24 protein-coding genes are annotated in these 25,726 nt (G+C 68.9%); 16 read left to right on the top strand and 8 right to left on the bottom strand.

Annotation, left to right across the window (positions count from 1 at the left end):
- The first annotated feature begins 31 nt into the window (after nucleotides 1–31).
- The 9 genes from QP939_RS19625 (at nucleotide 32) to QP939_RS19585 (ending at nucleotide 7,161) form a co-directional block, all read left to right on the top strand.
- On the top strand, nucleotides 32–1,384 hold the full coding sequence (locus tag QP939_RS19625; protein ID WP_285458249.1) for a DUF4192 domain-containing protein: 1,353 nt from the start codon (nucleotides 32–34) through the stop codon (nucleotides 1,382–1,384).
- A 60-nt stretch (nucleotides 1,385–1,444) separates the two neighbouring features.
- The gene (locus QP939_RS19620; RefSeq protein WP_285458248.1) at nucleotides 1,445–1,624 is read left to right on the top strand and encodes a hypothetical protein; all 180 of its coding nucleotides are present in this window, start codon (nucleotides 1,445–1,447) and stop codon (nucleotides 1,622–1,624) included.
- 580 nt (nucleotides 1,625–2,204) lie between these two features.
- Nucleotides 2,205–3,500 (top strand): hypothetical protein, encoded by a 1,296-nt coding sequence (locus tag QP939_RS19615; RefSeq protein ID WP_285458247.1) that lies wholly within the window; start codon nucleotides 2,205–2,207, stop codon nucleotides 3,498–3,500.
- On the top strand, nucleotides 3,494–4,294 hold the full coding sequence (locus QP939_RS19610) for a class II glutamine amidotransferase domain-containing protein (protein WP_285458246.1): 801 nt from the start codon (nucleotides 3,494–3,496) through the stop codon (nucleotides 4,292–4,294). Before QP939_RS19615 ends, QP939_RS19610 begins: the two co-directional genes overlap by 7 nt.
- 162 nt (nucleotides 4,295–4,456) lie before the next feature.
- A complete protein-coding gene (locus QP939_RS19605) occupies nucleotides 4,457–4,906 on the top strand; it encodes a hypothetical protein (RefSeq protein ID WP_285458245.1) in 450 nt (149 codons plus the stop codon).
- Nucleotides 4,907–4,936: 30 nt separating this feature from the next.
- On the top strand, nucleotides 4,937–5,227 hold the full coding sequence (locus tag QP939_RS19600; protein WP_285458244.1) for a hypothetical protein: 291 nt from the start codon (nucleotides 4,937–4,939) through the stop codon (nucleotides 5,225–5,227).
- Between the two features lie 202 nt (nucleotides 5,228–5,429).
- Nucleotides 5,430–5,615 carry a hypothetical protein gene (locus QP939_RS19595; RefSeq protein ID WP_285458243.1) on the top strand — a complete coding sequence of 62 codons (186 nt, stop codon included), beginning with the start codon at nucleotides 5,430–5,432 and terminating at the stop codon, nucleotides 5,613–5,615.
- A gap of 3 nt (nucleotides 5,616–5,618) precedes the next feature.
- Nucleotides 5,619–6,056 carry a hypothetical protein gene (locus QP939_RS19590; RefSeq protein WP_285458242.1) on the top strand — a complete coding sequence of 146 codons (438 nt, stop codon included), beginning with the start codon at nucleotides 5,619–5,621 and terminating at the stop codon, nucleotides 6,054–6,056.
- A 61-nt stretch (nucleotides 6,057–6,117) separates the two neighbouring features.
- The gene (locus QP939_RS19585) at nucleotides 6,118–7,161 is read left to right on the top strand and encodes a DUF4192 domain-containing protein (protein ID WP_285458241.1); all 1,044 of its coding nucleotides are present in this window, start codon (nucleotides 6,118–6,120) and stop codon (nucleotides 7,159–7,161) included.
- A 208-nt stretch (nucleotides 7,162–7,369) separates the two neighbouring features.
- Here QP939_RS19585 and QP939_RS19580 read toward each other — a convergent pair whose 3' ends face one another.
- Nucleotides 7,370–7,582 carry a hypothetical protein gene (locus QP939_RS19580; protein ID WP_285458240.1) on the bottom strand — a complete coding sequence of 71 codons (213 nt, stop codon included), beginning with the start codon at nucleotides 7,580–7,582 and terminating at the stop codon, nucleotides 7,370–7,372.
- 787 nt (nucleotides 7,583–8,369) lie between these two features.
- Here QP939_RS19580 and QP939_RS19575 point away from each other — a divergent pair.
- Together QP939_RS19575 and QP939_RS19570 are read left to right on the top strand one after the other, a co-directional pair.
- The gene (locus QP939_RS19575; RefSeq protein WP_285458239.1) at nucleotides 8,370–8,846 is read left to right on the top strand and encodes a single-stranded DNA-binding protein; all 477 of its coding nucleotides are present in this window, start codon (nucleotides 8,370–8,372) and stop codon (nucleotides 8,844–8,846) included.
- A 262-nt stretch (nucleotides 8,847–9,108) separates the two neighbouring features.
- Nucleotides 9,109–9,567 (top strand): hypothetical protein, encoded by a 459-nt coding sequence (locus QP939_RS19570; RefSeq protein ID WP_285458238.1) that lies wholly within the window; start codon nucleotides 9,109–9,111, stop codon nucleotides 9,565–9,567.
- Nucleotides 9,568–9,644: 77 nt separating this feature from the next.
- On the opposite strand, the gene QP939_RS19565 is transcribed toward QP939_RS19570, so the two are convergent.
- Nucleotides 9,645–10,259, bottom strand: a complete 615-nt coding sequence (locus tag QP939_RS19565) for a hypothetical protein (RefSeq protein WP_285458237.1) — start codon at nucleotides 10,257–10,259, stop codon at nucleotides 9,645–9,647.
- 804 nt (nucleotides 10,260–11,063) lie between these two features.
- On the opposite strand from QP939_RS19565, the gene QP939_RS19560 reads away from it, so the two are divergent.
- From QP939_RS19560 to mobF, 3 genes are all read left to right on the top strand, one after another.
- Nucleotides 11,064–12,323, top strand: a complete 1,260-nt coding sequence (locus QP939_RS19560) for a hypothetical protein (protein WP_285458236.1) — start codon at nucleotides 11,064–11,066, stop codon at nucleotides 12,321–12,323.
- Between the two features lie 65 nt (nucleotides 12,324–12,388).
- Complete coding sequence (locus tag QP939_RS19555) at nucleotides 12,389–12,685, top strand: hypothetical protein (RefSeq protein ID WP_285458234.1); 297 nt, start codon at nucleotides 12,389–12,391, stop codon at nucleotides 12,683–12,685.
- A 361-nt stretch (nucleotides 12,686–13,046) separates the two neighbouring features.
- Nucleotides 13,047–18,167 (top strand): MobF family relaxase, encoded by a 5,121-nt coding sequence (gene mobF, locus QP939_RS19550; RefSeq protein WP_285458232.1) that lies wholly within the window; start codon nucleotides 13,047–13,049, stop codon nucleotides 18,165–18,167.
- A 123-nt stretch (nucleotides 18,168–18,290) separates the two neighbouring features.
- Here mobF and QP939_RS19545 read toward each other — a convergent pair whose 3' ends face one another.
- From QP939_RS19545 to QP939_RS19520, 6 genes are all read right to left on the bottom strand, one after another.
- Nucleotides 18,291–18,725, bottom strand: coding sequence for a histone-like nucleoid-structuring protein Lsr2 (locus QP939_RS19545; RefSeq protein WP_285458231.1), 435 nt, complete (start codon nucleotides 18,723–18,725; stop codon nucleotides 18,291–18,293).
- A gap of 76 nt (nucleotides 18,726–18,801) precedes the next feature.
- Nucleotides 18,802–19,575 (bottom strand): deazapurine DNA modification protein DpdA family protein, encoded by a 774-nt coding sequence (locus QP939_RS19540; protein ID WP_285458230.1) that lies wholly within the window; start codon nucleotides 19,573–19,575, stop codon nucleotides 18,802–18,804.
- A complete protein-coding gene (locus QP939_RS19535) occupies nucleotides 19,572–20,105 on the bottom strand; it encodes a VUT family protein (protein WP_285458228.1) in 534 nt (177 codons plus the stop codon). The genes QP939_RS19540 and QP939_RS19535 overlap by 4 nt, the downstream gene beginning before the upstream one ends.
- Complete coding sequence (locus QP939_RS19530) at nucleotides 20,102–20,737, bottom strand: hypothetical protein (protein ID WP_285458227.1); 636 nt, start codon at nucleotides 20,735–20,737, stop codon at nucleotides 20,102–20,104. The genes QP939_RS19535 and QP939_RS19530 overlap by 4 nt, the downstream gene beginning before the upstream one ends.
- Entirely contained in the window at nucleotides 20,734–22,590 is a 1,857-nt protein-coding gene (locus tag QP939_RS19525; protein WP_285458225.1) for a type IV secretory system conjugative DNA transfer family protein, read from the bottom strand. Before QP939_RS19525 ends, QP939_RS19530 begins: the two co-directional genes overlap by 4 nt.
- A gap of 45 nt (nucleotides 22,591–22,635) precedes the next feature.
- A complete protein-coding gene (locus QP939_RS19520) occupies nucleotides 22,636–23,736 on the bottom strand; it encodes a C40 family peptidase (RefSeq protein ID WP_285458223.1) in 1,101 nt (366 codons plus the stop codon).
- 239 nt (nucleotides 23,737–23,975) lie between these two features.
- On the opposite strand from QP939_RS19520, the gene QP939_RS19515 reads away from it, so the two are divergent.
- Nucleotides 23,976–25,061 carry a tyrosine-type recombinase/integrase gene (locus QP939_RS19515; RefSeq protein WP_285458222.1) on the top strand — a complete coding sequence of 362 codons (1,086 nt, stop codon included), beginning with the start codon at nucleotides 23,976–23,978 and terminating at the stop codon, nucleotides 25,059–25,061.
- 22 nt (nucleotides 25,062–25,083) lie between these two features.
- A complete protein-coding gene (locus QP939_RS19510; protein WP_434219657.1) occupies nucleotides 25,084–25,383 on the top strand; it encodes a helix-turn-helix domain-containing protein in 300 nt (99 codons plus the stop codon).
- Nucleotides 25,384–25,726: the final 343 nt, after the last annotated feature.

Raw genomic sequence — 25,726 nt, 5'->3', positions numbered from 1 at the left:
CATTCAGCCCGCCTGAAAGGAACGACCCATCGTGCACGCCCACGCCGACCTCATCTGCTTCACCCCGGCGTCGTTCTTCACCACCACGTTCTCCCAGCTCGTCCAGCTCAGCCTCACCTTCGTCGGTACCTACCTGGGCTGTTGGCTCGGGCTCAAGCTCATCGGCTTCCTCGGCGAGCTGGGCGACGCGGTTGTCGAACGCGTGCGTGCCAACTCTGCGCACGACGCCGGACGGCGACGGCAGGCCCACACCGCCGGCACCGTAACCGCCTTCCGCGCAGGCGTGCTTCGCGCCGCCGCAGCCCCTGCACATCACCCGACACTCCGCCGATACCTCGTGAGGTTTCCGATGCCTGCAGCCATCTACTTGACCGACGCCGACCTCCTTGCCGCGATCCCGGCCACGCTGGGGTACGTGCCGGCCGACTCGCTCGTCCTCGTCGCGGCCATCGACCGCGGCGACGGCACCGCGCGCATGGGCCCGATCACTCGTTTCGACCTCGACACGGTGGTCCGCCACCCCGGCTACGTTGTCGCCCACCTGCAGCAGGTTCTCTCCGAGAAGCCGGTCATGCGCCTCATCGGTGCCGTCGTGCACGACAACACCGACACCGGCGACCTGCCCTACCGTCCGCAGCTGGCTACCTTCGTCCAATGGTTGCACGACTGCGGATTCACCAATATCGAGCTGCTGCACCTTCCCGGCTTCGCGCCCGGAGTCACATGGTCGTGCTACGACATGGAGAGCCATACCGGCACCCTGACCGACCCCGTCACCTCACCCGTGACCACGCACGTCATCACAGAGGGCAACCGTATTTACGTTAGCCGCGACGAATTCCTGCGGCAGTTCCTTCCCACCCCTGCCGATACCCGCGACCGCGTCGCCGCCCTCGCCGACCCGATCACCGACGAGGTCGAGCGAGAAGAACTCGCCGACGACCGCCCACGCCTGCGCCAACGCCTGGACCGGATCGACGATGCAGTCAGCGCCGCCACCGGCGGCTACGTGCCGACCGACGAGAACGTGATCGCCGACCTGCTGGCCGCACTCTCCAATCTCCGCCTACGCGGCATCCACCTCACCCAGGCCACCGCCGAGCGGGCCTCGGCCGCACACGCGCTCTGGTTGCACTTGTGGCGTCACGCCCCCGAGCGGTATGCACCGGAGATGGCCGCCCTGGCTGCCACGACGGCCTACCTGCGCCACGATGGCATCTCCGCCGCTGCGATCTTCGCCAAGGATCCGCGGCCGACCCAGCTCAGCAAGTTGATCCGCGCGATGCACCGCAACGGTATCGACCCGGCCACGGTCGACCCGGACTTCTTCACCATCTCCCAGGAACTGCGCGCCGAGCTGACCACGTCCACACCCGACTTCTGAGTCACCTCTGACGTTCCTGAATGGACGTCCCTGTCCCAGCGGAGAAGAAAGGCCCGTCGCATGCAGCCCACACTTGAGTCCACGTGCCCGAACACCGCGTCCGCGGCGCCGCTGCACTACTTGGAACTGACGGTCACCATCGTCGGCATCTTCGTCGCCGCGATCGGGTCGATCACCCTGCTGTACTTCCTCCCGATATTGCTCACGTCAATCTCGGACCGCCTGCGCCGGCGAAAGTAGCTACCTAGAAACCACTGCGGCGCAAAGGACCGCATTCTGATCTGGCGTCAGCGCTGGGCCAGGACAGCGAAATCCGCGCGGACAAGGGTGATCCCGGCACCGTCGGACGTGCAGGCCATCGAGAGCACAGCACCCCCAGTCCCGGGGCGCCTGAACCCGGCGCCCGGCCACATCCGGCGCGGGTGAACCGGCCCGCGACACCGCGCGCCCACGTGCGTCTGCGACCGCCGGTTCACACCGGCCGGACGGGCCCGCCGGGCTTCACGCCCCGGGCCCGCGGGCGCTCGACCGCGTCGCGTCCCGCACACCGACGAGGCCCGGGAGGCCACCACAGCACCAACGACAACCGTCCGCAGGCGACGAGCCGCAGTAGGCGGACCGGCCTGCTGATGCTTCTCCGCTCGGTGTCCCGGCCGGGGCTTCCCTACCCGGCCGGGACACCGTCCCCGAGGGCCGGTAGCGCGGTGCGCGCCGAACACCCAACACCGCGCCGCCGGCTCTCCTTCCGTCCATGCGCCCCTCTCGGCTTCTCGTCGGGAGGGGCGCCTTTTCACGTCTACAGCGCGAAAGGCCACCCGCCATGACCACACCTGTCGACGACATCGTCCGCTGCGGCGACTGCGGCAGCGAAACCACGACGCCGTTCCACCTGAGCCCCACGCTGGCCGTCTGCGACGACTGCGTCCGCACACTGCACCAGTGCAGCGGATGCGGGCAGATCACCGACGTCACCTCGGTCACCGACAACGACGGCCGGATCTGCGAGTACTGCGAGCGCGCCGAGCGCTACGGCACCTGCGATCAGTGCGACATTCTCATCCGCGACGGATTCCTCTGCCGCAATCACGCCATCGACGAGGCCAACGAGTCCTTCACCTGCACCCGGTGCTCGGGCCTCGTGCCGCTGCGGATGTACGAACCGCTCTACGCCACCGGCGGCCGCCAGCTGTGCCCGAACTGCCTCGACGGGTTCGACCTGTGCGACCACTGCGACCGCTACGACGACGCACTGCGCAGCACCGAGACCGGCCGCGACCTGTGCGACGACTGCGCCAGCCGGCTCGACTACTTCGAGTGCGGCGTCTGCACCACCCTGATCGACTGCGGAACCTACTGCGAAGACCACGACACCGACGACGATCTCGACGGCCTGCACGACTACTCGTACAAGCCGAAACCGGTCTTCCACGGCATCGGCCCCCGCTACCTCGGCTTCGAACTGGAAATCAACGTTCCACAGGGGTACCTCTCCGACCGCATCGACGACACAGTCGACACCCTCAACGGACTCGGCTACCTCAAGGAAGACAGCAGCATCGACTACGGGTTCGAACTCGTCACCCACCCGATGGCCTACCACTGGGCCCTCGACTCATTCCCCTGGCATCTGCTCAAGACGCTCGAGGGCGCCGGCTGCAGCGGCGACGGCAACGGGCTGCACGTCCACATCAGCCGTGCCGCCTTCGCCGGACCGTGTCACGTATTCCGGTGGATGAAGTTCGTCTACCGCAACGCCTCCGACGTCCAGACCCTCGCCCGTCGCAGCAGCAGCTACGCCGCGTTCCGCGACTCCGAACGCAACCACATCAAAGACGCCTGCAAGGGCACCTACTACGGCCAACGCAGCTCGGCGATCAACGCCCAGCCCCAAAACACCTTAGAGCTGAGGGTCTTCGCCTCCAGCCTCGACATCCAGCACGTGCAGGCCGCGCTCGCCTTCGCCGACGCCTCCGTCGCCTACACCCGCGACCTCACCATCCCCGACATCACCCAGGCCGGCGGGTGGACCTGGGACGCCTTCACTCAGTGGCTGCGCACCCGCCCGCAGTACGCACCGCTCACCGCCGAACTGGAGGACCTGGCATGTGCATGCTGACCTACCTTCCCGCCGGGATCCAGCCCGACACCACCGCCCTGGCCAACGGAGCCGTGCACAACAACGACGGCCACGGCTACGCCATCGTCGACGGCGACCGCATCATCACCGGCCGCGGCATGAACGCCGCCACCGTCATCGACGAGTTCGCCGCCCTGCGCGGCCTGCACCCCGACAAGCCCGCCCTCTTCCACAGCCGCTTCGCCACCCACGGCCCAGTCACCGAAGACAACATCCACCCCTTCCCGATCGGCGGCGACCCCCGCACCGTCCTGGCCCACAACGGAGTCCTGCCGAAAAATGCTCATCCGGTCACGGGTGATCCGCGATCGGACACCCGCATCGCGGCCGACGACATCCTCTCCGCGAAACGATTCCTGGCCATCGATCGCCTGGCGACCCGACAGCGCATCGAGTCCTGGCTCGGTGCGTCCAACAAGCTGGTCATCCTGACCGTCAACCCGCGCTACCCCGACCACGGCTACCTGTTCAACGAGCAGGCAGGGTACTGGGACAACCAGGTCTGGTACTCCAACCGCGACTACCTCGACACCCACCCCGGCCAGACCGCATGGTGGGGCCTGGACGACGGCTGCCACTACTGCGGTGTCACCGACGCCGTCGACCCCGGAACCGGCCTGTGCCTGGCGTGCGGCGCGTGCCCCTTCTGCGCGGCCGACAACCAGCCCTGCCCATCCTGGTGCTACCGGCTGCTCGTCGGCGTCTGCTGCGTGGACTGCCGCGAGGACCTCGACGACTGCGCCTGCCTCGTCGCACCCGCCCTCAACGCCTGACCACCTCGTCCTTCGACTGCTGGCCCGGGCGCGGCGGCTGCCGTCGCGCCCGGCCGGAAAGGGACCGCCATGCTGCCCTGCCCCGACTCCGCTGAGCCGGCACCACCGATTCCCGCGGCCTTGGCCGAATTGCCACTCCTTGGTGGTCTCGTCGTCCCCTGGGTGACGCCCCGCACTGCCGATGGCCGGTATCTGCTCGGCGCGGTCAATGCGGCCAAGACCCGTACGGCCATCCACCGGAGGCTCTGCGGCGTCTGCGGCCGCGCCCTCGGCGACCGTCTGGTTCTGCTCGTGCGCGAGTCCGATCTGGCCCGCTGCGCGAGTACCGAGCCCGGGCTGCATCCGCTTTGCGCGGCCTACACCATCGCGGCCTGCCCGATGGTCGCCGGGCGCCGCAGCCACTACCGGGTCAGTGCCCACAAGATCGACGCCGACGCCGTCCACGGTGCGGACAGCGACCGCCGCCTCGGCGCACCCGCCGAGGCCTGGCATGCGGTCTGGCTGACCCGCTACGACGTCGTCACCCTCTACGGCCACCCCGCCGCCTGCTACTTGCTCACGCCGCCGCTGCGCATCCGCCCGATCACCGCGCCGCCGCGAACCCGCTCCTGACGATCCGCCCAATCCGGAAAGGACACTCCCGTGCCGTCAGGTGAAGCGCTGGTGTTCATCGCCAGCAAACACACCACCCCGACCCGCCAGCGGGTTCTCTGGCGCGTCAGCGTCGCTGACGCCAAGAAGATCTGCAGCGACTCCCGGACCGCCGGACCCCACTACATGCTCTGCTTCACCACCAGGAACATCGACGATCCCGCTGCCTTCGTGTACGTACCCGACGACGGCCGCCACGCCGAGATCCTGCGCGACCACAACATCCGTGTCATCCGCGATCACACCACGCGTCAGCCAGTCGCGAAACCCCAGCCGCAGTAGAACCTCACGCCCCGGCATGCCGTCAATCGCAGCGAGACCGGCCGAGCACCCGGTGTTCGGCGCGGACGGTCGCTGCCAGGAAAGCACACCCAGGACCCCGGCGCCGACCTCGTGCAACCCGGCCGCGCCGAGCTGCCGAGCGCCGGGGACCCCGGGCGTGCTGGCCGGCCGTGGTCATCCGCACCCCGACACGGAGGTTCCCGTGACCGCATCCACCGTCCACGACACCAGTGACCACAGCGATTTCGCTTACGAACTGGCGTGCCGGCTGATCGAAACCGAACTCGGCGGCTGCATCATCTCCAGCCCCGCAGAACCCGGCGGTCATTCCGCGGAGTGCGCGCGCCAGCCCTACCTTGTCGACCGCGACACCACGGTGGAGGTCTGACCGATGCCCGACAACCAGCTGTGGTTCAGCCCCTACGACTGGAGCCGCTCCTACGTGCTGCCCGAGTCGGTCGCCTGCAACATCCCCCGCCACGGCAGCCTCGACGACCTCGGCGCCTGGAACGTCGCGCGCGGCGTCCTCGTCGAACTGTGCCGGGCGCTGCCCGCAACGCCGGTCTCGCTGCTCTACGACGAGCCCGTGCAACGCCGCGACCGGACGCGGACCGCGATCCGGGTCACCGCACGCGCCCGCCGCCGCGACGGACGGGACGTGATCGTCATCTACCGCAGCGAACACACCGACGCCGCACCCTGGCCGGACTTCTGGAGCGTCGCGGTCAACGGATTCATCCCGGCCTCCGGCCGGGACGTCCGGCGACCGTCGCCACCCTGGATCGCCCACACCGCCGCACAGACGCTGCGCGACGAACTCGGCCACTGATCGACAACCCCGGTCCCCGCCGACAGCCCGTACTCCCTCCTCCTCCTCGGGAAGAACGCTCATGTCTCTCACTCTCGCCAGCACCACGACCATCGTCGCCAGCCTCCCGGCGCTGCTCGGCTTCATCCCCGACGACTCCCTCGTGCTGATCACCGCACTCACCAACGACGATGGCTCGGTCATCACCGGCCCGCTCGCCCGGATCGACCTCACCCACCTCACCGGCCACGCCGACGACTGCGCGCGGCACTTCAACCGGCAATGCGGCGACCTGCCAGTTTCCTGCGTCATCGGCATCGTCGTCCGCACCGTCGATGGGGACAACGCCGACGACGGGTCGCGTCCGCAGCGCACCGACGTCGACAGCGTTATCGAGCAGCTGGCCGAACACGGATTCACTGACGTTGACGTCGTGCACGTGCCGGCCGTCGCCGAAGGCGCGCGCTGGCGCTCCTACCGCGACGCCGGCCGCACCGGTGTCCTGCCCGACCCCGCAGCCACCGCGGCCGCGGCGGCCGCCGTCGCTGCCGGTCACACCATCGCCGCGTCTCGGGACGACCTCGCGGCGCGGTTCACCCCAGCACCCGAGAACCTCCGCGTACGTCTGCAGCCCCACATCACCGACGCCGTCACATCCGCCGCCAGCGACGAAAGCTGGCATCTCGCCGCACACGTCCGCCTGGCCCGCGCCGACGCCGCGATCCGTGCTGCCGCCCACGGCGAGCTGCCCACCGACGACGCGGTCATCGCCGATCTCGCCGCCACCTTCTCCACCCTGTCGTTCCGTGACGCGCTGCTCGCTGTCCCTGATGACGCGACGCGCCTGGCCGCAGAGAACCTGGTCCTGCACCTGTGGCGCCACAGCTGCGACCCCGTCGCCGGCCAGCTGGCCATCGTCATCGCGGTGCACGCCTACCTGCGTGGCAGCGGAACCGTCGCGCGGATCGCGCTCGAGAACGCCGACCCGAAGCACCCCATGACGCTGCTGCTCTCCACTGTGCTCGACCACGCTGTCGCACCGTCGGAGATCCGACACGTAATCGAGAACGCCAGCGTCGAGGCTCGCCGCACCCTGCTCAGCGAGCCCACGATCGACCAAGCGTGATACCTGCGGCGATCGGTTAGCTCTCCGCCGGGCTGGAAGGGCCCGTCCTGGTACCGACACCGTTCGCCCAGCATCGCGTATGCGCGGTGGGAAAGCTCTTTGCCGGGCTCCTGCTCCCGGCCGTGGCGGCCTCGCACGACTTGCGAGGCCGCCACGGTACTCGGGAACTCGGCTTACGCCGTGAGCGGACTCAGCGTCCGGTTAAGAACTACTTTCGGCCGATCTCACGCCGGGCCGCTTCAACGCGTTCGACAGGTCGCCGAATCTCCGGCTTGAACACTGCCTCGGCGAGCCGCGGCACATCCGACGGCTTGGCCTTTGCGACCAGCGCCTTGACCATCAACCACTTACAGTACGAGGCGATCGCGGCGCTAGCGGCACCAACAACAACGGAAATAACAAACACAACCAGAACAGGCATCGAACCTCGATCCCTGGCCGAGCGGCTTTCTCCACGCCGGACCCGACCAACTTTTCAGCTGGATCGCGTCCTTGGCCAGTTTGAGCGAGACGTCGCGACTTGCCGTCTCGGTCTGGAAGCCTCCAGTGTAGCGGTACCCGGTAGGCGCCGGCCTCATGGACAACCTAGGTTGTCGCGGTGCAGGGGCGAGCCCATCTTCGTTGTAGCGCAATCGTCGCGCGGATCGCGCGAGAACGCCGACCGCGAGCACATCTCATGACGGCGATGCACTCCACCGTTCTTGACCACGATGTCGCACCGTCGGAGATCCGACACGTAATCGAGAACGCCAGCGTCGACGCTCGCCGCGCCCTGCTCAGCGAGCCCGCGATCGACCAGGCATGACGCCCACCCACGTCAGGGCGGTCGCGCCGCTTGCCGGAGTGCCCCGGAGCGAGACAGCAGCCCGCGGACCGAATGCCTGCGACGCGTGCTCGGGATCGTCGCGGGTGGTGGCGCGACGGCGGGTGGGTGTCATCGGAAATGGCCTCGCCCGGCTCGCCGGGACGTGGATCGCCCGAAGGTAAGCACACCCCGGCCGGGGGCAGTGCGTCCCCGAAGCCCGGCCCGATCCGCCCGGGTGAACCAGCGCCCTCACCTGCCGAACTCCGATGCCGGCTCAGCAGCGGGCTGGTTCACGCCGGGCGGATGAGCCAGGGCCGGGGACGTCGCCTGACGGCGACCCCCGGCCGCTGCGTGCTGAGGCTGCGCCGCGTTCCACACTCCAACGAGCACCAGGGAGGCCACCATGGCCGGCGACACCATCATCACCCTCTGCGGCAACCTCACCTCCGACCCCGAACTGCGCTTCACCGCCACCGGCACGCCGGTCGCGAACTTCACCGTCGCCTCCACCCCGCGCACCTTCAACCGCGCGACCGGCGAGTGGGAGGACGGCGAGGCGCTGTTCATGCGCTGCACCATCTGGCGCCAGGCGGCCGAGAACGTCGCCGAGTCCCTGACCCGCGGCGCCCGCGTCGTCGTCCAGGGGCGCCTGCAGCAGCGCTCGTTCCAGACCCAGGACGGCGAGAAGCGCACCGTGATGGAGCTGACCGTCGACGAGATCGGCCCGTCGCTGCGCTACGCCACCACCGAGGTCACCAAGAACGCGAAGACCGCGGCCTCGAAGGTGAGCCCGGACCCGGCCGGCGACCCGTGGGCTGCGGCCGACGAGCGCGAACTGGTCGGCGCGGGCGCCGCGGGCAACGACGCCCCGCCTTTCTGACCGATCGGGTGTCCGGCCGGACCTTCCCCCGGCCGGACACCACCGTCCACCACCTGCGGCCGGTGGCCAAGCCCGATGGGCTGGGCCACCGGCCGTTCCCATGCCACCACTCCGGGAGCCCACCATGTCCGCCACCCACGACACCACCGCCGCACCAAGCGACACCGCACAGCAGAATCGGACCCGTGCCGCCGGGCAGCGGAAGCGCGCACGAGCCCGACAATCACCCTTTGGGGTAGTGGAATTTCTCTACGCTCGAAGTATGAGCATTCGTTACGGCGTCACGATCCCCGGGCTCGTCCTCGCCGGAGGCACCGGCTTCTACCTCGCCAGCCAGCCCTTCGGCTACATCGGACTCCTCGTCACGCCCTTCACCGACCCCGCCGGCCTGCTCGCCCTCCCCGGCGCAGTCCTCTTCGGCGCGCTCGTCGGGTGCGTCGTCGCCCACCTGAGCCGCAACCGCATCAAGCCGAAGCTCGCGCACCGCTACCGCCGCGGCGCCATCCTCGGCGCACTCACCCTGCCCGGCTTCCTTTTCCTCCCGCATTTCCCCGGAGCCGACAACGGCGGCGCCGCCGGACAGTGGGCCGTCGGAATCCCGTTCTGCTGCGGCATCGCCGCGATGATCGTCTACTACCAGCGACGCAAGCGCCTCTTCGTTGCCCGCCACGCCCGGCGCCTCGCCGGGCAACAGGCCGACCACAAGACCACGACGCGCTAACCCGCCGACACCACAAGAGGGGCGGTGGCACCTGACGGTGCCACCGCCCCTCTTCTCGTCCCCGCGTGCCCGGCTGATCAGTCCGCCGGAACATCCACCTCCGAATATGGTCTCGTCTCCGACGACACGTCTTGCTCGTCCACCGGCTTCTCAACTGCGGGACTCCCAACCGGCGACGCGTCCGCTGGGCCTGCATCCGCAGTCGCACCGTCACTCCGGCGCTTGCCGGCTTCCGACGCCGCCGCACTGCGCGATAACGCGGTAACCGTTTTCGCCGAGATCCCCAGCAGAGCCGCCGTCTCCGCTGCCCCGACATCCGCCGCGCGGATCTCAGCGACCGACGTCGCCATCACCGCACGCCACTCGCCAATCTCCATCTCCGCATCCGCGCGGACCTGCTCGGCTGATCGCTCGAACTCCGCGACCCTCGCCGCGCGCTGCCGGTCCAGCTCGGCCAGCTTCCGATCCAGCTGCGCCTGCAGCGCGGCGATCCGATCCTCACGCCGGCGCTCTACCGCCTCGATCGCCGTCACCGCTTCCGCGAACGGCCCCAGCGCCGCGTCAACGCGTCGCTCGTTCTCACGCTCGCGCTCCAGCTGATCGGCTCGGCGGCGCCGCGCCGCCTCCAGCCTCGCCAGCGTCGCCGACGACCGGCGCTTCCGCCTGGAGTCACTTGTTTGACGCTCAACCATGACGCACCTCCCGCACGGGGAGGGCAGCGGTACTGCTCCAGGTTACCCGCGGCCGCGTCGCCACCGTGCCGTATTAGCGACGCCACGGTCACGCCGCCGTCGAAACGACCGACCGCGTCCGCCGCCGTGACGACGATGGCCGGCGAGCTAGGAGGAGGGGCGCGGTACCGCCGCAGCAGCCTCGAAAGGCCACGCCACCGAAGTGGCGAGTGGCAAACTCGCGGCGGCCCGCTGACGCTCCGCCACAAGGCCCGTACAAGCCCACGGAGCGCTACAAGCAGCATACCCGCAGGCCACAGCCACACCGTACCCACGCAGGACGCGCCGTCTCGGCTGGTCAGGCACCTGCTCCTAGCCCACGCTGGCAGTGGGAACCTCCCGTGTTCTCGTTACGTCCGCGGGTGGTAGGTGGCCCCGAAATTGTATCGGTCGTCCCCCCAAATGCAAGGGCACCCCAAATTAATTTTGACCGAAAAGCGTGGCCAAAATTAATTTGAGGCCCCACCCTTGCATTTGGGGCCCCTACTCCCTAGGTCAGGCGTTAAGGGCAGGCCGGGGGCCTGCCCTGGTTGCTTCGGGGCCACCCACCACCCACTCGGCATACAGCGGCTTCTACAACACCGACGACCAGGCCCCGGCAAGCACGAGAGCACGGCCAGCGAGCCGCCTGGACGACGCACGGGGGGCGATAAATAATGCGACTAAACGACTTCGTCGATCGCTAAAACTTCCCGAAATACGCTGCCGAAAACGCCATTTCGAGTGGAACGGGAAGCAGTAACCGAGTAATATGGAAATCGCAAGGTGACCGGGAGGGCAAACCCGAAATCCTTCACAAATCCCGTACAAAGAAAGTTGGATATCATGGTCTCGACCATTCACCCCAAGCACCGCCAGAGCATCGAACGCGCGGTGCGCGCATTGCAGGCGCAGCCGCCGCGCATCCGTCCCGCGCTGCAGGAACTCAAGAAGATGTTCACCCACAGCGGCGCGAACCCGCCCGCGATCCTCACCGCGTGCGCGACGCTGCTCAACACCGACGCCACAATCAGCGGTGACGTTCTCGCCGCCGTGCGCAACGTCCACGCCGAGTGGGACAGCTACGGCAACGCCGAGCGCGAGCTGTTCAACGTGTGTGTCTGGTCGAGCGAGACCCGCCGTGACGTCGCGGTGACCGAGGTGAACGACGTGACGGTGATGCTGCGCGAGACCCCGCCGCGCATCGCCGACGCGCTCAACGGCTTGCGGTGGCTCAACGCGCAGACCCAGCACGCGCACCAGCACGTGTTCACCGTGTGCGGGACGCTGCTGAAGAACCCCAGCGCCGACCACCCCGCCATCGTCGAGGCCATCCAGACCGCCTACACCCTATGGCCCGACCTCGCCGACGACCTGCGCACTCTGGTCATGACGTGCGTGTACGCCAGCAAGGCCCGCGCCGCCCACGCCCGCGCGCGCACCGCCGCCCGGCAGCAGGCCAACGAAGCCGCCTCCGGCGACATCCACCGGTGCGGCAACTGTGACGGCAACCTCGCCGGACTCCCCGAAATGCGCTACTGCTCAAGCACGTGCGCCACAGACGCCGAGAGCGCCGAGCGCCCGACCAACGGCGAGCACACCACTACCGTGCCCGCCCACCGGATCGCCGCCAGGCACGAACCGATCGAGCAGCGCGCCGCGCGCCGCTACGTCGACAGCGCTACCGACCCTGACTATGACGAGCAGTGGCGCGAAGTGGAGCAGGCGATCCCGTCCGCCGGTCTGGTCCGCAAGAACGAAAGCGGTGTCGACGCCTACGAGGCCGAGCGGCAGCGGCACGGCGACCGTGACGACACCGCCGACGTCCTCAGCGAGCAGACCGGCCAGCCGATGACCGACGACGACTATGACCGGCTCGCGCTGCTCCCGGTCGCGCCCGACGGGTTGTGCGTGGCGTGCAACCTCGAACGCACCCCCAGCGAGCAGCGCACCCCGAGCACGGACGACCGGTGCGAAATCTGCCGGGAACTGAACACGCCGCCGCTGGTCACGTTCGCGCCGTCGCGCGAACTCGCCGCCGCCTGACCACCCGCCGCGCGGGGGCACCCGAACCGGGTGCCCCCGCCCCGCCCGAACCAGGAGCCGCCACCGTGCGCACCTTTGACGCTCTTCTCGCCGACATCGACCGCGAGATCGCCGCCGACACCATCCCGACCGACGCGCCCGCACCGGTCGCCGCGTACCTCCGGGCACTACTCGCCCGCTACGCCCAATGGGCCACCAGCCAAGACGGCACCGTCACCGAGGTCATTCCCGCCGACGCGATCCGGCGCGAGCTGTCCCGCCTCACCACCGCCACCCAGCCCACAACCGGGCGCGAGGAACGCAACGGCCGTGCCTGCCACATCGGTTGTGGGCACATCGATTGCGACGACCGTCTGTTCTAGCCAGCCCGCGCACGCAAATCGGCCGCCGATCTCCGGATCGGCGGCCGCTTTGCTGTGTCGGCACAGCCCGGGGACCGCGCAGGCGCCGGCAGACGGCGCCGGGGGCGCCTTAGTGCAGGCGCCGGCGCTCGACCGCAAATTTCGGGAACCACCACCCCGCCCCACCAACACCACCCCACCTACCGCACCCCACCCACCACCACACCCCAGCCCCACACCTACCCCGCCACCCACTCACCCCGCCGACCACGCCACCGCCACCACCTCACCCATCCCACCCCCTACCCCGCACACAGCACGTCTTGCAGACGTTCTGAACCAGGTGGATGCCGCCGGATTTTCGGCGTAGTCTGATGTGGACATGATGGGCTTGCGGAAGCTGAGCCCTGGTGGTCATGAGTATCTCACGAACACGGTGGCGTGCGCCGATCGCAGCCGTGAGCTCGCACCCGGCGAGCTGTTAAGTGACTACTACCTCTCCCGTGGTTACCCGGCAGGCCAATGGTTCGGCGCCGGAGCGGAGCACTTAGGACTCTCCGGCGCAGTCACTCCTGCCCAGATGAACGCCCTCTTCGGCGAAGGCCGGCACCCGAACGCCGACGCCATCGAAGCCGAGATGATCGCCGACGGCGCCACCGCCGCAGAGGCTCTGAAAGCGACTCGGCTGGGCCGGCGGTTCCCGCAGTACTCCGCTCTGGACCACCTACGCTCCCAAGTCGCCCAGGCGTACAAGGACCACAACGTCTCCCTCGGCCGTCCTGTTGGCGCACCGATTGCGGCCGATACGCGCGCCGAGATCCGTCACGGCGTGCAGGTTCAGGCCTACCGCACAGCCCACGACGGCAAGGACCCGGCCACCGACGAAGAGCTGAACGGATGGCTGGCCGAGCAGAAACGGAACCTCAAGTCAGCGGTCTCCGGAGTCGAGGCCGTGTTCAGCTACGACAAGACCCTCTCGATCGCATGGGCGGCGGCGTCGCCAGAAGGACGGAAGCGCATTGTCGGCATGGCTCGCCAGGCAGCCCTCGACACCGTGACCTACATGGAACGCAACATCGCCTTCACCCGCCGCGGGAACATGGGCGAGGCCCAGGTCGACGTCAACGGGATCACCGCGGCGATGTTCGAGCACTGGGATTCCCGCGCCGGCGACCCGCACCTGCACTTCCATGTGCTGATTTCCTCGAAGGTGCAGCGCAGCGACGACGGGGAATGGACCGCTCTCGACCTGCGCACCATGTTCGCCGCGACGGTCACCGCGTCGGAGTACTTCGACAACCGCCTGCGCGACCTGTTCCGCGAGCAAGGCGCCTCCTGGGTGCAGCGGGGCGCTGAGGGCGTGGACATGAAACGCCCGGTCTGGCAGCTCGAGGCCGTCCCGGTCGAGCTGGTGAAGCTGTTCTCCCAGCGTCACAGGCAGTTCGAAGCCGCCCGGGCCAAACGCATCGTCGAGTTCACCGCCAAGCACGGGAAGGAGCCGACAGCGAAGGACATCTTCGCCATCGACCGTGCCGCCCAGTACGACAACCGGCCCGGCAAACAGCCGCCCAAGACGCTGCCGGAACATCTCAAGGCGTGGCGCGAGCACGCGCTGAGCATCGTGCCCGCGAAGGTTCTGGACACGCTCGCCGACCGTGTGTTCCTCAGCGGACGCGCGGAGCCGGATGCGTTCGACATCGCCAAGCTCGCCCAGGCGACGCGGGATGTCGTGTCGGACAACTACAGCCACTTCTCGTGGTGGAACCTCGCCGCCGAAGCCCACCGCCAGACCGCGCACCTCACGGTACCGGTCGACAAACGCGAACAGCTCGTCGACGACGTCGTCGACACCATCCTCGCCCAGCCCGACACCCTCGCCCTCGTCGGCCCGACCGTCGTCAACGAACCTGCGTCGCTGCGCCGCCGGGACGGCGAGTCGGTGTTCGTCGAGCATCGCTCCACCCGCTACACCACCACCGCGACCCTCGCCGCTGAAGGCGATCTGGTCGCCTGGGCGCGCCGCGGTGGCGGGCACCGGCTGCGCGCCGACACAGTGGAGAAGGCCCTCGCAGGCCAAGGCCTCAATGCCGGGCAGACAGAGATGGTGCGCCAATTCGCCCGCTCCGGCCGACGCCTGCAGCTCGCCTTGGCCCCGGCCGGGGCTGGGAAGACCTCGGCGATGAAGGTCCTGGCGACCGCGTGGCGGCGCACGGGGCACCGTGTCTACGCCTTCGGCCCGTCTGCCCGCGCGGCTCAGGAGCTCGGCGCGTCGATCGGGGCGAAGCCCCACACGCTGCATCAGCTGACCACCGCGTTGTGGTTCGGGTTCGCCCACCGTGCGTTCCCGATGGAGGCCGGGGACCTGGTGATTGTCGACGAGGCAGCGATGGCCGGCACCCACACTCTGCACAAGGTCGTGAAGTACGCGCTCACCAACGGCGCGGACGTGCGGCTGATCGGGGACGACGCGCAGCTAGCCGCCGTCGAGGCCGGGGGCGCGATCCGGCTGATCGCCCACGATGTCGGCGCTGTGCGGTTCCGGGAGATCGTGCGGTTCCGAGGCGAGGACCGGAAGGAGCAGGCCGCGGCGTCGTTGCAGATCCGGGCCTGGAACCCCAAGGGGCTCGAGTTCTACTTCGAGTCGGGCCGGGTCAGTGACGGGTCGCTGGAGACGATGCGTGACGCCGCGCGCTCGAACTGGCAGGCCGATCTCGACGCCGGTGTGCAGTCGTTGTTGATCGTGCCGACCAACGAGGACACCGTCGCGCTGAACATCGACGCCCGCGAACGTCGCCTGGCTCAGGGTGTGGTCGACCGTGGCCGTGAGGTGGAGCTGCACGATGCGACCACCGCGAGCGTCGGGGACTGGGTCGTCACCCGGCACAACCAGCGGCTGCTGTCGCTGTTCGGCGGCCGTGATTTCGTCAAGAACGGCGACGTCTGGACCGTCACCGACGTCCACGCCAACGGCAAGATCACCGTCCAGCATCGCGTCCACAAGGCCGCGATCACGTTGCCGGCCGGGTACGTCCAGGCGCACGTGGAGCTCGCCTACGCCGCCACCATCAACCGGGTTCAGGGTATGACCAGCACCGGCAACGCCCACCTGCTGGTGCCGCCGACGATGACCCGTGAGCAGTTCTACCCCGGCATCACTCGCGCCATGCTCAAGAATTTCATCTACGTCGTCACCCATCACCACGTCGTCGACCAGCACCGCGAAACCCCTGAGCCGGTGTCTCCGGAGTCGGTGCTGACCGGAGTGCTCAACCATTCCGGTGCCGAGGTTTCGGCCACCGAGACGATGCGGGAGGCACAGGACGAGGCGGTGTCGATGGGCACGCTGGTGCTGCGCTACAACTACACCGCCACCTACCGCGACGAGGACCGCTACCGCGCCATCCTCGCCCACCGGGCTCCGTCCACGCTCGATCTCGACAGTGAACCGTCGTTGATCCAGACGCTGCGCAACGCTCACGACCTGGGCTGGGAACCCGATCCCCTTGTCGCCGCGGTCATGCGCTGGCGCCAGTCCCTCGACGACGCCGACAACCCGGGCGCGGCGCTGCAAGCCCGGATCCGCAAGCACCTCGAACGCCGCCGGCCGCCCTCGCCGACCGCACCGCCCCACCCTGCGGATATCACTCGCTGGCGCCGCATCGTCGATGCGATCGCTCCGCACGTGGCCGTCGAAGACCCGGAATGGGACCCGATCTGGCACCGTGCCGCCGGTGCGCTGGTGGTCGGATTCGACGTCGACGCCGCCCTGACCGTCGTCGCCCACCAACTCGCGGCACGCCCGGTGGTGCCGGATCCGATGCCGGATGACCGCTACGCCGACGCCGCACTCGCTGCTGAACTGGACCGCCGGGGCGAGCGCGGAGAGGCCCACGCGCGCGCCGTTCCCTGGCTGGCTCGCCCTGACTTCGCCCACGTCCGCCATCACCCCGGGCACGCCCAGTACCTGCACGAGATGAACCTCGCGATCGCCGAGCGCGTCGAGCACCTGCGCGCTGCCGTGATCCGCGACCAACCCGACTGGGTCTCGGCGCTCGGGCCACGGCCAGACAACCCGATATCGGCCGAGGACTGGGACGACCTTGTCGGCCTGGTCGCCGCCTACCGCGAAACCTTCCGCATCGACGGCGACGCCCCGCTGGGCGGCAAGCCTGACAGCCACGGGGCGAAGGCAGACGCCTGGCGCAGCCTGACCAAGCGCTGGGAGGCGTTCGGGCACGCGCCGGCATCAGCCTCAGCCTCATCTGCATCTCCATCACCCATCACGACGACCCGCGCCGCTGAGTTGGAGGACGTGTTCGCCGAGTTCGAGCGCCACGACGAACGGATCGTACTCGAGCCGTTGAACGTGCTGGTTCGCCGCTACGAGCTGCTGGCCCGTGACGGAGATGAGGACCGCTACCTCGACGTCCTCGCCCGCTACGTCCCCGACGCCGTCAACGCCGGCGCCGAACCGGCCGCGCTGAACGCGCTGGCCCGTGCCCAGGACCGCGGGTGGCAGGCCGACCGGCTCGTTCGTGACCTGGTCGACGACCGAGGGTTCAGCTGGGCCGAGGACCCCGCCGCGGTGCTGGCCAAGCGGGTCAACGACCACGTCCGAACACACGATGCGCCCGCCCGGATCGCCCCGGCGACCGACGAGCAAATCGGCCGCTGGCAGCAGATCGTCGCCGCGCACCTGCCGGACGCGGTAGTCACCGAGGAGCAGTGGGGCATCGTGTGGCGCCACGCCGCCGGCGGCGCCATCCGGGGACTCGACCCCGACACCGCACTCATCGACGCCGCCCGCCACGTCGCCGCGGCAACGACCGGCGGCGAACACACCGACCCGCGCACGACCGGCGTGGCGCTCGTCCGCGCGCTCGTGCGCCAGCACGACGACGGCGCCGGGCACCACTCCGCCCTACCCTGGCAGGCCCAACCCGATCTGGCGCACACGGCGAACTACCACGGTTCGCTGGAGCGGCTGGCGACCATGAACGCGGAGATCACCGCCCGAACCGACCAGCTGCGAGACCAAGCCGTGCGGGAGCACCCGCCGTGGCTTGCACGCTTCGGTGCCCGTCCCGACAATGCTGCACTCGCGCAGCAGTGGGATCACCTTGTCGGGCTCGCTGCCGCGTATCGTGAAACTTACGGCATCACGACCGCTGATGCTGCCTCCCCGCTCGGCAACCAACCCGCCGGCAACGACCTTCGCGCCGATGCATGGCGGGACATCACCAGACAGTGGAGGCAGATAATGACCACACCTGACCGCGAAGACGCCGCATCGGATGTGATGCTGACCCGAGAGTCACGACGTGACGCTGCCGACGCCTACGTCGCGAAGTTCTACGCCGAACTCGCCGCTGAAAAGGAAGCAGACGAGGAAGGCGAGGCGGCCACCGCCGCGGCCGCGCGACGCACCGAACTGGAGGACGAACTGGTCGATGGCCACGACCACGGCTACGGCGAAAGCTCTCACCGCGGACTCAGTTACTAAGCCACCGACAGAGGACGTCCGGTGAAGACGGCCACGTGCTCGATTCGTGGCTGTCTTCACCGGACGTCGTTCCCCCGGGATTCTTCTCTGGGTTCTCGTTCAGCGTGGTCGCCTGGCTGGGAGTTACTTCTTCGCGGCCGCGACCTTCCTGCGCGGTGCCCGCTTCCGCGCCGGCGGGGCGGGCTCGTCGACGACGATGGGCTGGCCGTCGTTCGCCTCGAACGCCTCGATTACCTCAGAGGGCAGGCGCCCACGCTCGGACACGGTGTAGCCGTTGGCGTTCGCCCACTCGCGGATCTGGCGTGTCCGTTCACGATCCGAAGCCGTGCCACCAGACTTCTTCGCTTGAGCCGACTCACCTGCCGCCAACCGCACCTTGCGGCCGCCGATCCGTCGCCCGGCCGCGATGTAGCGAGCGAGGACATCGCGTAGGGCGGCCGCGTTCGCGTCGGACAGGTCGATCTCGTAGCTCACCCCATCCAAGCCGAACGGAATCGTCTGGTTGGCCACACCACCGTCGATGTCGTCGACCATCTCCACGAGAACTTTCTGCGCCATAACGGCAAAGCCTCCAGTTACACCGGCTGCGAATAAGAGGTACCGGACGGTGTCACTATAACTCACGACCATCGAGCTACACTGCGGCCGCGGCATTGTTTCCGGACTTTTCGATCGTCATGAGGATCTTCCTCCGCCAACGAAGCGCGAACTTCACGCAGTTGTTGCATCGACGGTGACCACGGCAATCCGGTAGCGGCGGCTGCCATCGCGCGGCAAACGACCAGGCCAGAGAGTCACTGCTAGCAGTGATATCCGCGTAGCGGGCCAGGCCCAAGGTTTTCGCACCGAAAGCGTGCAGCCGATAGCCGCGCTGCGCGAGCGAACGAACGATGCCCTCGACTTCTGCAGTGTGCTGGCGCCGGCAGATGCTCCCCACACCGACTAGAGGAGCTGCTGCGAGGTCGACTCCGCGCTGTTCGTAGCGATCAGCGCAGCGGTGATAGTCCTCGATGGACTGACCTTGCAAAACCGGGATGAACGGCAGTTCCGCGTCGAGGGACCGCAGCTCCAGGTAGTTGCTGACCGTGAGTTCTTGGTGCCGTGCGACGTCGAGGCCCGTGCGCGAGAGGATCTTTGCTTCTACCATGTGGTCTTGCGGTGCGGCCCACAGCAGGCGGCCGATCTCGTCGCGGTAGCGACGGATCCGTGCCGCATAGTCACGCGGGCTGGGACCACACGCCCACGTTCCACATTGTGATAGCTGGCTGAAGCCGCCGGAGTCGCAGGCCCAGTCACACGACGCGACAGGCAAAGTCTTATACCGGCGCAAAGTTCGGTCGGACACGAACAGCGGCACGTCGAGCAGCGCCAGCCAGTGCGGCCGATGCGTCCCGAGCAGGAACCTCATGCCCGGCGGCTGGCGACGGCAGTCACAATCGCGCCGGCGAGCACGCCGTACGCCTTACCCAGCAGATGACCTGGCGTCAGCGTGAGCGACGCGAACGCGATCGCCGGGAACAGCAGCGAGTCGACAACGAGACCGACAATCCCGCTACAGAGCACGGCAACGACGAGCCCGCGCCGCCGTACGACGACGGAATACGCCGCCGCGTCGAGGAGTTCGCTGACGGCGAAGGACACCGCGGACGCGGTCGCGATGGCCGGTCCGGCGGCCAGGTACGACAGCGCTGTACCCGCGACGACTGCCAGCAGCGACGACCGGAGCCCGGCGAAGCGTTGCACCCAGTCCCGGACCACGAGCACCGGACCCGCCACGTACACCGCAGCCGCGGCGTCCAATCCGAATCCCACACCGACGGCGCCGACGTGCTCGGCCAGCCAGTTCGCGCCGACGACGCACGCGATGTACAGCGCCACCACCGACACGCGCGCGAACCGAGCGCTCGCGCCCGTCCGAGACCGGCCGGCGGCGATCATGGCCGACCAGGCACGGTCGACGAGTCGTCGACGCCGGCCGCTGCCCGTGCCTCTCGTTCGCGATGTTCCAGGGTGAAGCGATCTGGGCGAGCGGGTGCGCCGGCGGTCTTGTGGCCGTCGGAGCGGCAGCGTTGATGGACCCATTCCGTGGCCATGCGCTCGGCGAAGCCAGGGCGCCAGTGATCGTGCCAGTACTGCGCATCGCGTGCGGTGGCCTTCTTGCCCAGGTGGGCTTCGCGCCAGGTGTAGGCGAGGGTCGCGATCTCGGCGACCAGGCCGGGATGGTCGAGCCAGCAGTCAGGGATGGCGACCGCGCGAGTGCCGGGATTGCCGACGTAAGTCTCGTTGTAGTACTGCACGAAATGCGCGATCGTGAACAGCGGTGTTTCCCCGCGATGCTCCTTGTCCTCGGCCGCGGCCGGCGGCAGAAACATCAGCCACCGCGCCAACCGCGGATCACTCTCCGGCTCATCGGTCAGCTCCGCGACCTCCTCAGCCACCTGCTCGATCTGCCCGCCCAGGGCCTGTGCCAACGTCTCCAACCCGGCGACCACGTCGTCGAGCTCATCCAGCGAGCGCGGCTCCGGCCGGTCCTGATCGTCGGGACGCTCGGCGATGTCGTCGTCGCTCATCGCAGATCACCCCCGCCAGGCAGCGCCAGCGGGTAGCCCTCGGATGTGACCGCGGCGTTCCCGGAGCGGATCGCGGCGACGTCGGCCTGCAGCTGAGGCCAGTCCGGGCGTTGCTCGACGTCGACGGTGCGGCCGAGGATCGGGCGGAGGTTGCCGTGCAGGATCAGCACCCTGCCGCGGTCGAGGGTGCGGATGCCCCCGGCGCGCAACGTCGGGACGGTCTCCTCGCCGCTGGCGCCGCGGCCAACGCTGAACAGTCCGTCGCTGTGGTGCTGATGGGTGCGGCGGCGATGCTGTCCGGACAGTGTGGACAGCCACTCCAGCGTCTTGTCGTCCTTCAACCCCGGGAAGGCGGTCAGGGTGAGGGTGTTGTCGATCAGCTGCAGCCGGCCCGGTTCGCCGTAGAGCTCGTCCAGCTGGGAGCGCGACTGCGCGGACCAGTGGATCAGCACGCCGCGGCCGGCGGAGTCGGCGATGATCGCCGGTAACCGCGGCACCGGCGTCCCGGCGAACAACTCGTCCAGGATCGCGGTCGTCGGCGGTTCCAGCCGACGGCGTTCGTGGCGCAGCGCGGTGTCCTGAGCGGTGGTGAGGATCTGCTCCACCAGCGCCGTGAGGACTGGCCGAGCCTGCGGGGCTTGGTGCTCCCCGGCGATGATGAACAGGCTGCCGCGGCGGCGCAGGAACTCGTCGATGTCCAGTTCGTCGGCCGGGCTGGGGGTGGCGAAGTAGCGGATGGCGGGGTTCATGAACGGCTCGATCGCGCGGCGGACCGACATCCAGACCGCGTCGGAGGTCTCGGCGACCATCCCGATCTCCGACTCCAGGTTCTGCGCCAGCTGCGGATACTGCTGCTCCAGCAGCTCCACGGGTTCCCGGTCGGCGGGTTTGGCGATCGACCACCGCACGAGGTGGTCGACGGTCCGGTGGTGCATGGCGGCGGCGAGCAGGTAGGCCTGCATGACGATCGTGGCGCGGCCGCGGAAGACCTTGTCGTTGCCGCCGACGTTCTCCAGCCCGAGCGAGGACGCTTCGATCAGCGTCTCCGCCCGCCGCAGCGCGACGGCGGGCTCGGCGCAGCCGGTGACCGGAGACCAGCGCGCGTGCGCCGGCCAGGACAAGGTGCCGGTGGCATCGATCACCAGCACCGGCCCGGCACCGGGGCGGCGGGTGCGGGCCAGCAGGCACCACTCGGCGAGATCGTTCTTCGTCGTCGACGCGATCAGCGCGCCCGGCGCGGCGAGGACCTTGTGCACCAGGTCCGTGCGGGACTTTCCCGATCGGGTGGGTGCGATCGTCCCGGTCGGGGTCTCCAGCGAGGTCACCAGCTGCTGGCGCCGGGGGCCCCGGTGCAGCGGGACCGCGATCTGCTCGACCGGCGCGGTCCGGCGCTGCTCGTCGGTGAGGTCACCGCGCGTCCACACAGCGGTCTTGCGCGCGGCCGCGACCGACAAGGCCTTCACCATGTCGCGGCGGGTAGCGTGCCCGGCCTCCGTCGGCGCAACTCGCCGCCAGACCGGGATCGCAGCGCCGACGGTGAGGCCGGCGGTCAGCATGGCGATCGTGGTGAACCAGATGTAGAACGCCAGCTGGTGATCGCTGACCGCACCGGACCACGGGGCCGGAAGCGCCGGACCGGGATCAGCGGCGTGGAAGGCGACCGTCAGCGCGAAACCCGGCCACGTGGTGATCGGCGGCCACGCCCAGCTACCGGCGTGAAACCCGGTGACCAGGACGGCGGCGGTGACGACGATCGCGCCGAGGGCGCAGAGGATCGCCAGTGCGGCGACCGCGAGGCCCATCAAGGCGACGTCGCGGTCGAGGTTGAGGGTGTCGGTGCGTGTGCGCGGCATCGGCCGCTCCTCCCGGACAGCGGGAGAGCGGCACCACGGCGACAGTCATCGGAGTGGGCTCCCTCCCGGTGGCGGGGAGGGCGAACTCGGGTCGGCGATCCGGCGGATCGCGACGATCTTCGAGGTCCAGGCCGACAGCGGTTCGAGGATGACGCCGGTGCCGGTGTCGTAGGCGTCGACGATCAGCCCGTGCCCGGCGTACATCCCGACATGCCGCGGCACCTGCGCGGTGCCCAGCGAGCCGGGGATGAACAGCAGATCCCCGGGCTGCACCTGATCCAGCGAGGAGACGGCGTGCCCGGCGTGGACCTGGCTGACCGTCCCGGCGGGGATCCCGACACCGGCCGCGGCCCAGGAGGCGAGCATCAGCCCGGAGCAGTCGTAGGCGTCCGGGCCTTTCGCGCCCCACACGTACGGTTTGCCGAGCTGGCCCAGGGCGAACCCGACCGCGGCGCGCTGGTGGACATCATCCGGCAGTGCGAATCCCGGCGGCAGCTTGGCCGGGTCGACCTTGTCCGGCTCTCGGGGGACGTCGGATCCGCCTTGGTCCGGGCACAGGGTCTTCGCCTGGACCGCCTCCGTCGCGCCGCCGGGCACCGCAGGCGGGGTCGGATTGTCAGGCCCCGTCCAGAAGCGATCCACGATCGCGGCGGCGGCGGGTTCCCGTGGGGCGTAGCGGTCGGGGAATCCGCTGTGCTGCACCGCCTGTTCGGCTCGGCCTGGTGCCATGGTGTCCCAGCCGGGCAGGGCGATGAGGGCGTCGAGGAACTTTCCGGTGGCGTAGACGGGGTTGAGGATCTGCTCGCGGGTGCCCCAGCCTTGGCTCGGGCGTTGCTGGAACACCCCGAGTGAGTCGCGGTCACCGTAGTCAAGGTTGCGCAACCCCGACTCGACCATCGCGGTGGCGATCGCGAGAACTGCGGCCCGCCGTGGCAGGCGGCGCTGCTGGACGACGTCGACGATGGTGCGGGCGATATCCATCTCGTCGGCGCCCAGCTGCTGCCGGTCGACGACGACCGAGCCGCCGCCGGGGCCGCCCTGTTCGCAGCCGGATAGTTGCACGATCGTCGCGGTCGCCGCGGGTACGACAATCAGGGTCAGGGCGAAGATCGGCAGTATCACCAGGCCGACCAGCGCGCCGGCCACGGCAGCTAACATCCCGTCTGGCCTCACGACGACATCTCCACGGAATCGCTGTGCGCCGGCGGATTCGACTTTGTCTCTAGTGCCGTGAGTTCGCGGCAGGCGTGGAGGCCCTGGTCGACTGCTCTGCCTGGTGGGATGCCCTTCACTCCTCTGGATGAAGATTCGACGTTTCGGTCGAGATTCCCGAACGTTCTGCCGAATACATGACTCATGGACGAGTTTGCTGAACAGGAGGCTCGATGAGCCTCGCTGTCGTGCGGAACGTCGGCGCTCCGCGAAGCCTCCGTTCGGCGCAGGACCTCGAGGATTTCGAGCAGGAGATCGTCGACCAGTACGCCTTGTCGATGGCAGCGGCTGGACTGACGGACGGACACATCAGCGCATCGCGGTCCACTGTGGTCGAGTTCGCCCGAACCCTGTCGGGGCCGTTGTGGTCGGCCTCGACCGACGACGCTGACCGGTACCTCACCGATCTGCGGCGCCACGGCCGGGCGCGCGGCACGGTCAAGGGCAAGGCCGACGGAGTCGCCCGCTTCTATGACTTCCTGCTCACCCGCTACCAGGGCGACATTCACCGGCTCACCGGCTGGGTCGTCGCGCAGCCGGTCGACGAATACAACCGGCCCGCTAACCCGACTCACGGGTCGGTCCGCGTCCCGCCCTCCGACGACGAGATTGACGAACTGTTTTCCCAGTGGCGACAGGCGATCACACACGCACGGAAGTATTTGCCGGCGGCGCGCGACTACTTCGCTGCATCGTTGTGGCGCCGGCTGGGGTTGCGGATCAGCGAGACGGTCATGCTCGACATCCGCGACTGGCGTCCCGATCTGAGCGAGCTCGGCAAGCTGCACGTCCGGCACGGCAAGGGAAGCGCCGGGCGTGGACCGAAGCCACGGCTCGTCCCCGCGATCAACTCCGCGGACGTGCTGATCGATTGGTGGCTGGCCGAAGTGCGACCGCAGTACGGCCCGGACTGGGCCGATCCGGATGCCCCGATGCTGCCCAGCGAGCGCCGGGATCCCGACTCCAGCCGCAGTATGCGAGTGGGTGACGACGGCCTGCGCAGCGGACTGACCGCCGCGACCGAACGGTGGCTGCCCGCCTGGGTCGGCAAGCTGACCCCCCACGTGCTGCGCCACTACTGCGCCTCCTCGCTCTACGGCAACGGAATGGACCTCAAAGCAGTGCAAGAACTTCTCGGTCACGAATGGCTGTCCACGACGACTCGGTATGTCCATGTGCGCAGCGACTGCATTGAACGGGCCTGGGAACAGGCCAACCAGCGCCTCACGGCACGGTTCGCGACTACAGAGGGACGGTGAGGACGTGCGGTGGAATCTGCGGATGAAGGCCGCGGAGCGCGGCATCTGGAAGTCCGCCGAGCTGCGCCGCAGGCTGGCTGATGCCGGGCTCGAGATCAGCGCTGGGAAGATGTCGGCTCTGTGGACCGGAACGCCTACCACCATCCGGCTCGATGACCTCGACGTGATCTGCGCTGTGCTCGACTGCGAGCCGACCGAGCTGCTGATCCGCGAACCCGAGAAAGTCGCCGCGTTACGTCCGGCGAAGGCCGCAATCAACCAAGCCGGCCCGACATCGGTCACCCCACGACTCGGCCATCCGCGCTCGACGCCACCAGTATGAACGCCCCACCACGGTTCTGCGCCGCCTGCCACACCAACCGTGTTGCCTGGATGGCGCCCCGGGTCGACTACTGCTACGCCTGCCTGCCCGGCGGCCCGTTCACTCCGCCGTTCTGCCAAGCCTGCGGGTCCGAGGACTACTTCTGCCAGGGACTGTGCAGCGTCTGCCATCCCAGTGCCCCCGACCATCCCGGGGCTTGCAAGGACTGCCTGGCGTGGGGCGTACTGCGCAAGCACAACTGGCGATGCTGGAGTTGCCGGGGATGGCGGTACCGGCACCCGGTCGGCAACTGCCCCTACTGTGGTGAAAGCAGGCCGCTGGCCGCACATGGCGCGTGCCGGCT

This window comes from Amycolatopsis nalaikhensis (genome assembly GCF_030264295.1).
In the GTDB taxonomy this organism is placed as follows: Bacteria; Actinomycetota; Actinomycetes; order Mycobacteriales; family Pseudonocardiaceae; genus Amycolatopsis; species Amycolatopsis nalaikhensis.
The sequence above is the reverse complement of the archived record's forward strand: the minus strand, read 5'-3'. Positions and strand labels throughout refer to the sequence as shown.

What these genes read in the sequence shown, in the direction of transcription:
- QP939_RS19535 (WP_285458228.1), bottom strand. Translation starts at nt 20,105, where the DNA reads ATGATCGCCGCCGGCCGGTCTCGGACGGGCGCGAGCGCTCGGTTCGCG.
- QP939_RS19580 (WP_285458240.1), bottom strand. Translation starts at nt 7,582, where the DNA reads ATGCCTGTTCTGGTTGTGTTTGTTATTTCCGTTGTTGTTGGTGCCGCT.
- QP939_RS19615 (WP_285458247.1), top strand. Translation starts at nt 2,205, where the DNA reads ATGACCACACCTGTCGACGACATCGTCCGCTGCGGCGACTGCGGCAGC.
- QP939_RS19510 (WP_434219657.1), top strand. Translation starts at nt 25,084, where the DNA reads ATGAAGGCCGCGGAGCGCGGCATCTGGAAGTCCGCCGAGCTGCGCCGC.
- QP939_RS19610 (WP_285458246.1), top strand. Translation starts at nt 3,494, where the DNA reads ATGCTGACCTACCTTCCCGCCGGGATCCAGCCCGACACCACCGCCCTG.
- mobF (WP_285458232.1), top strand. Translation starts at nt 13,047, where the DNA reads ATGATGGGCTTGCGGAAGCTGAGCCCTGGTGGTCATGAGTATCTCACG.
- QP939_RS19590 (WP_285458242.1), top strand. Translation starts at nt 5,619, where the DNA reads ATGCCCGACAACCAGCTGTGGTTCAGCCCCTACGACTGGAGCCGCTCC.
- QP939_RS19620 (WP_285458248.1), top strand. Translation starts at nt 1,445, where the DNA reads ATGCAGCCCACACTTGAGTCCACGTGCCCGAACACCGCGTCCGCGGCG.
- QP939_RS19515 (WP_285458222.1), top strand. Translation starts at nt 23,976, where the DNA reads ATGAGCCTCGCTGTCGTGCGGAACGTCGGCGCTCCGCGAAGCCTCCGT.
- QP939_RS19530 (WP_285458227.1), bottom strand. Translation starts at nt 20,737, where the DNA reads ATGAGCGACGACGACATCGCCGAGCGTCCCGACGATCAGGACCGGCCG.
- QP939_RS19570 (WP_285458238.1), top strand. Translation starts at nt 9,109, where the DNA reads ATGAGCATTCGTTACGGCGTCACGATCCCCGGGCTCGTCCTCGCCGGA.
- QP939_RS19585 (WP_285458241.1), top strand. Translation starts at nt 6,118, where the DNA reads ATGTCTCTCACTCTCGCCAGCACCACGACCATCGTCGCCAGCCTCCCG.
- QP939_RS19525 (WP_285458225.1), bottom strand. Translation starts at nt 22,590, where the DNA reads ATGCCGCGCACACGCACCGACACCCTCAACCTCGACCGCGACGTCGCC.
- QP939_RS19575 (WP_285458239.1), top strand. Translation starts at nt 8,370, where the DNA reads ATGGCCGGCGACACCATCATCACCCTCTGCGGCAACCTCACCTCCGAC.
- QP939_RS19540 (WP_285458230.1), bottom strand. Translation starts at nt 19,575, where the DNA reads ATGAGGTTCCTGCTCGGGACGCATCGGCCGCACTGGCTGGCGCTGCTC.
- QP939_RS19565 (WP_285458237.1), bottom strand. Translation starts at nt 10,259, where the DNA reads ATGGTTGAGCGTCAAACAAGTGACTCCAGGCGGAAGCGCCGGTCGTCG.
- QP939_RS19545 (WP_285458231.1), bottom strand. Translation starts at nt 18,725, where the DNA reads ATGGCGCAGAAAGTTCTCGTGGAGATGGTCGACGACATCGACGGTGGT.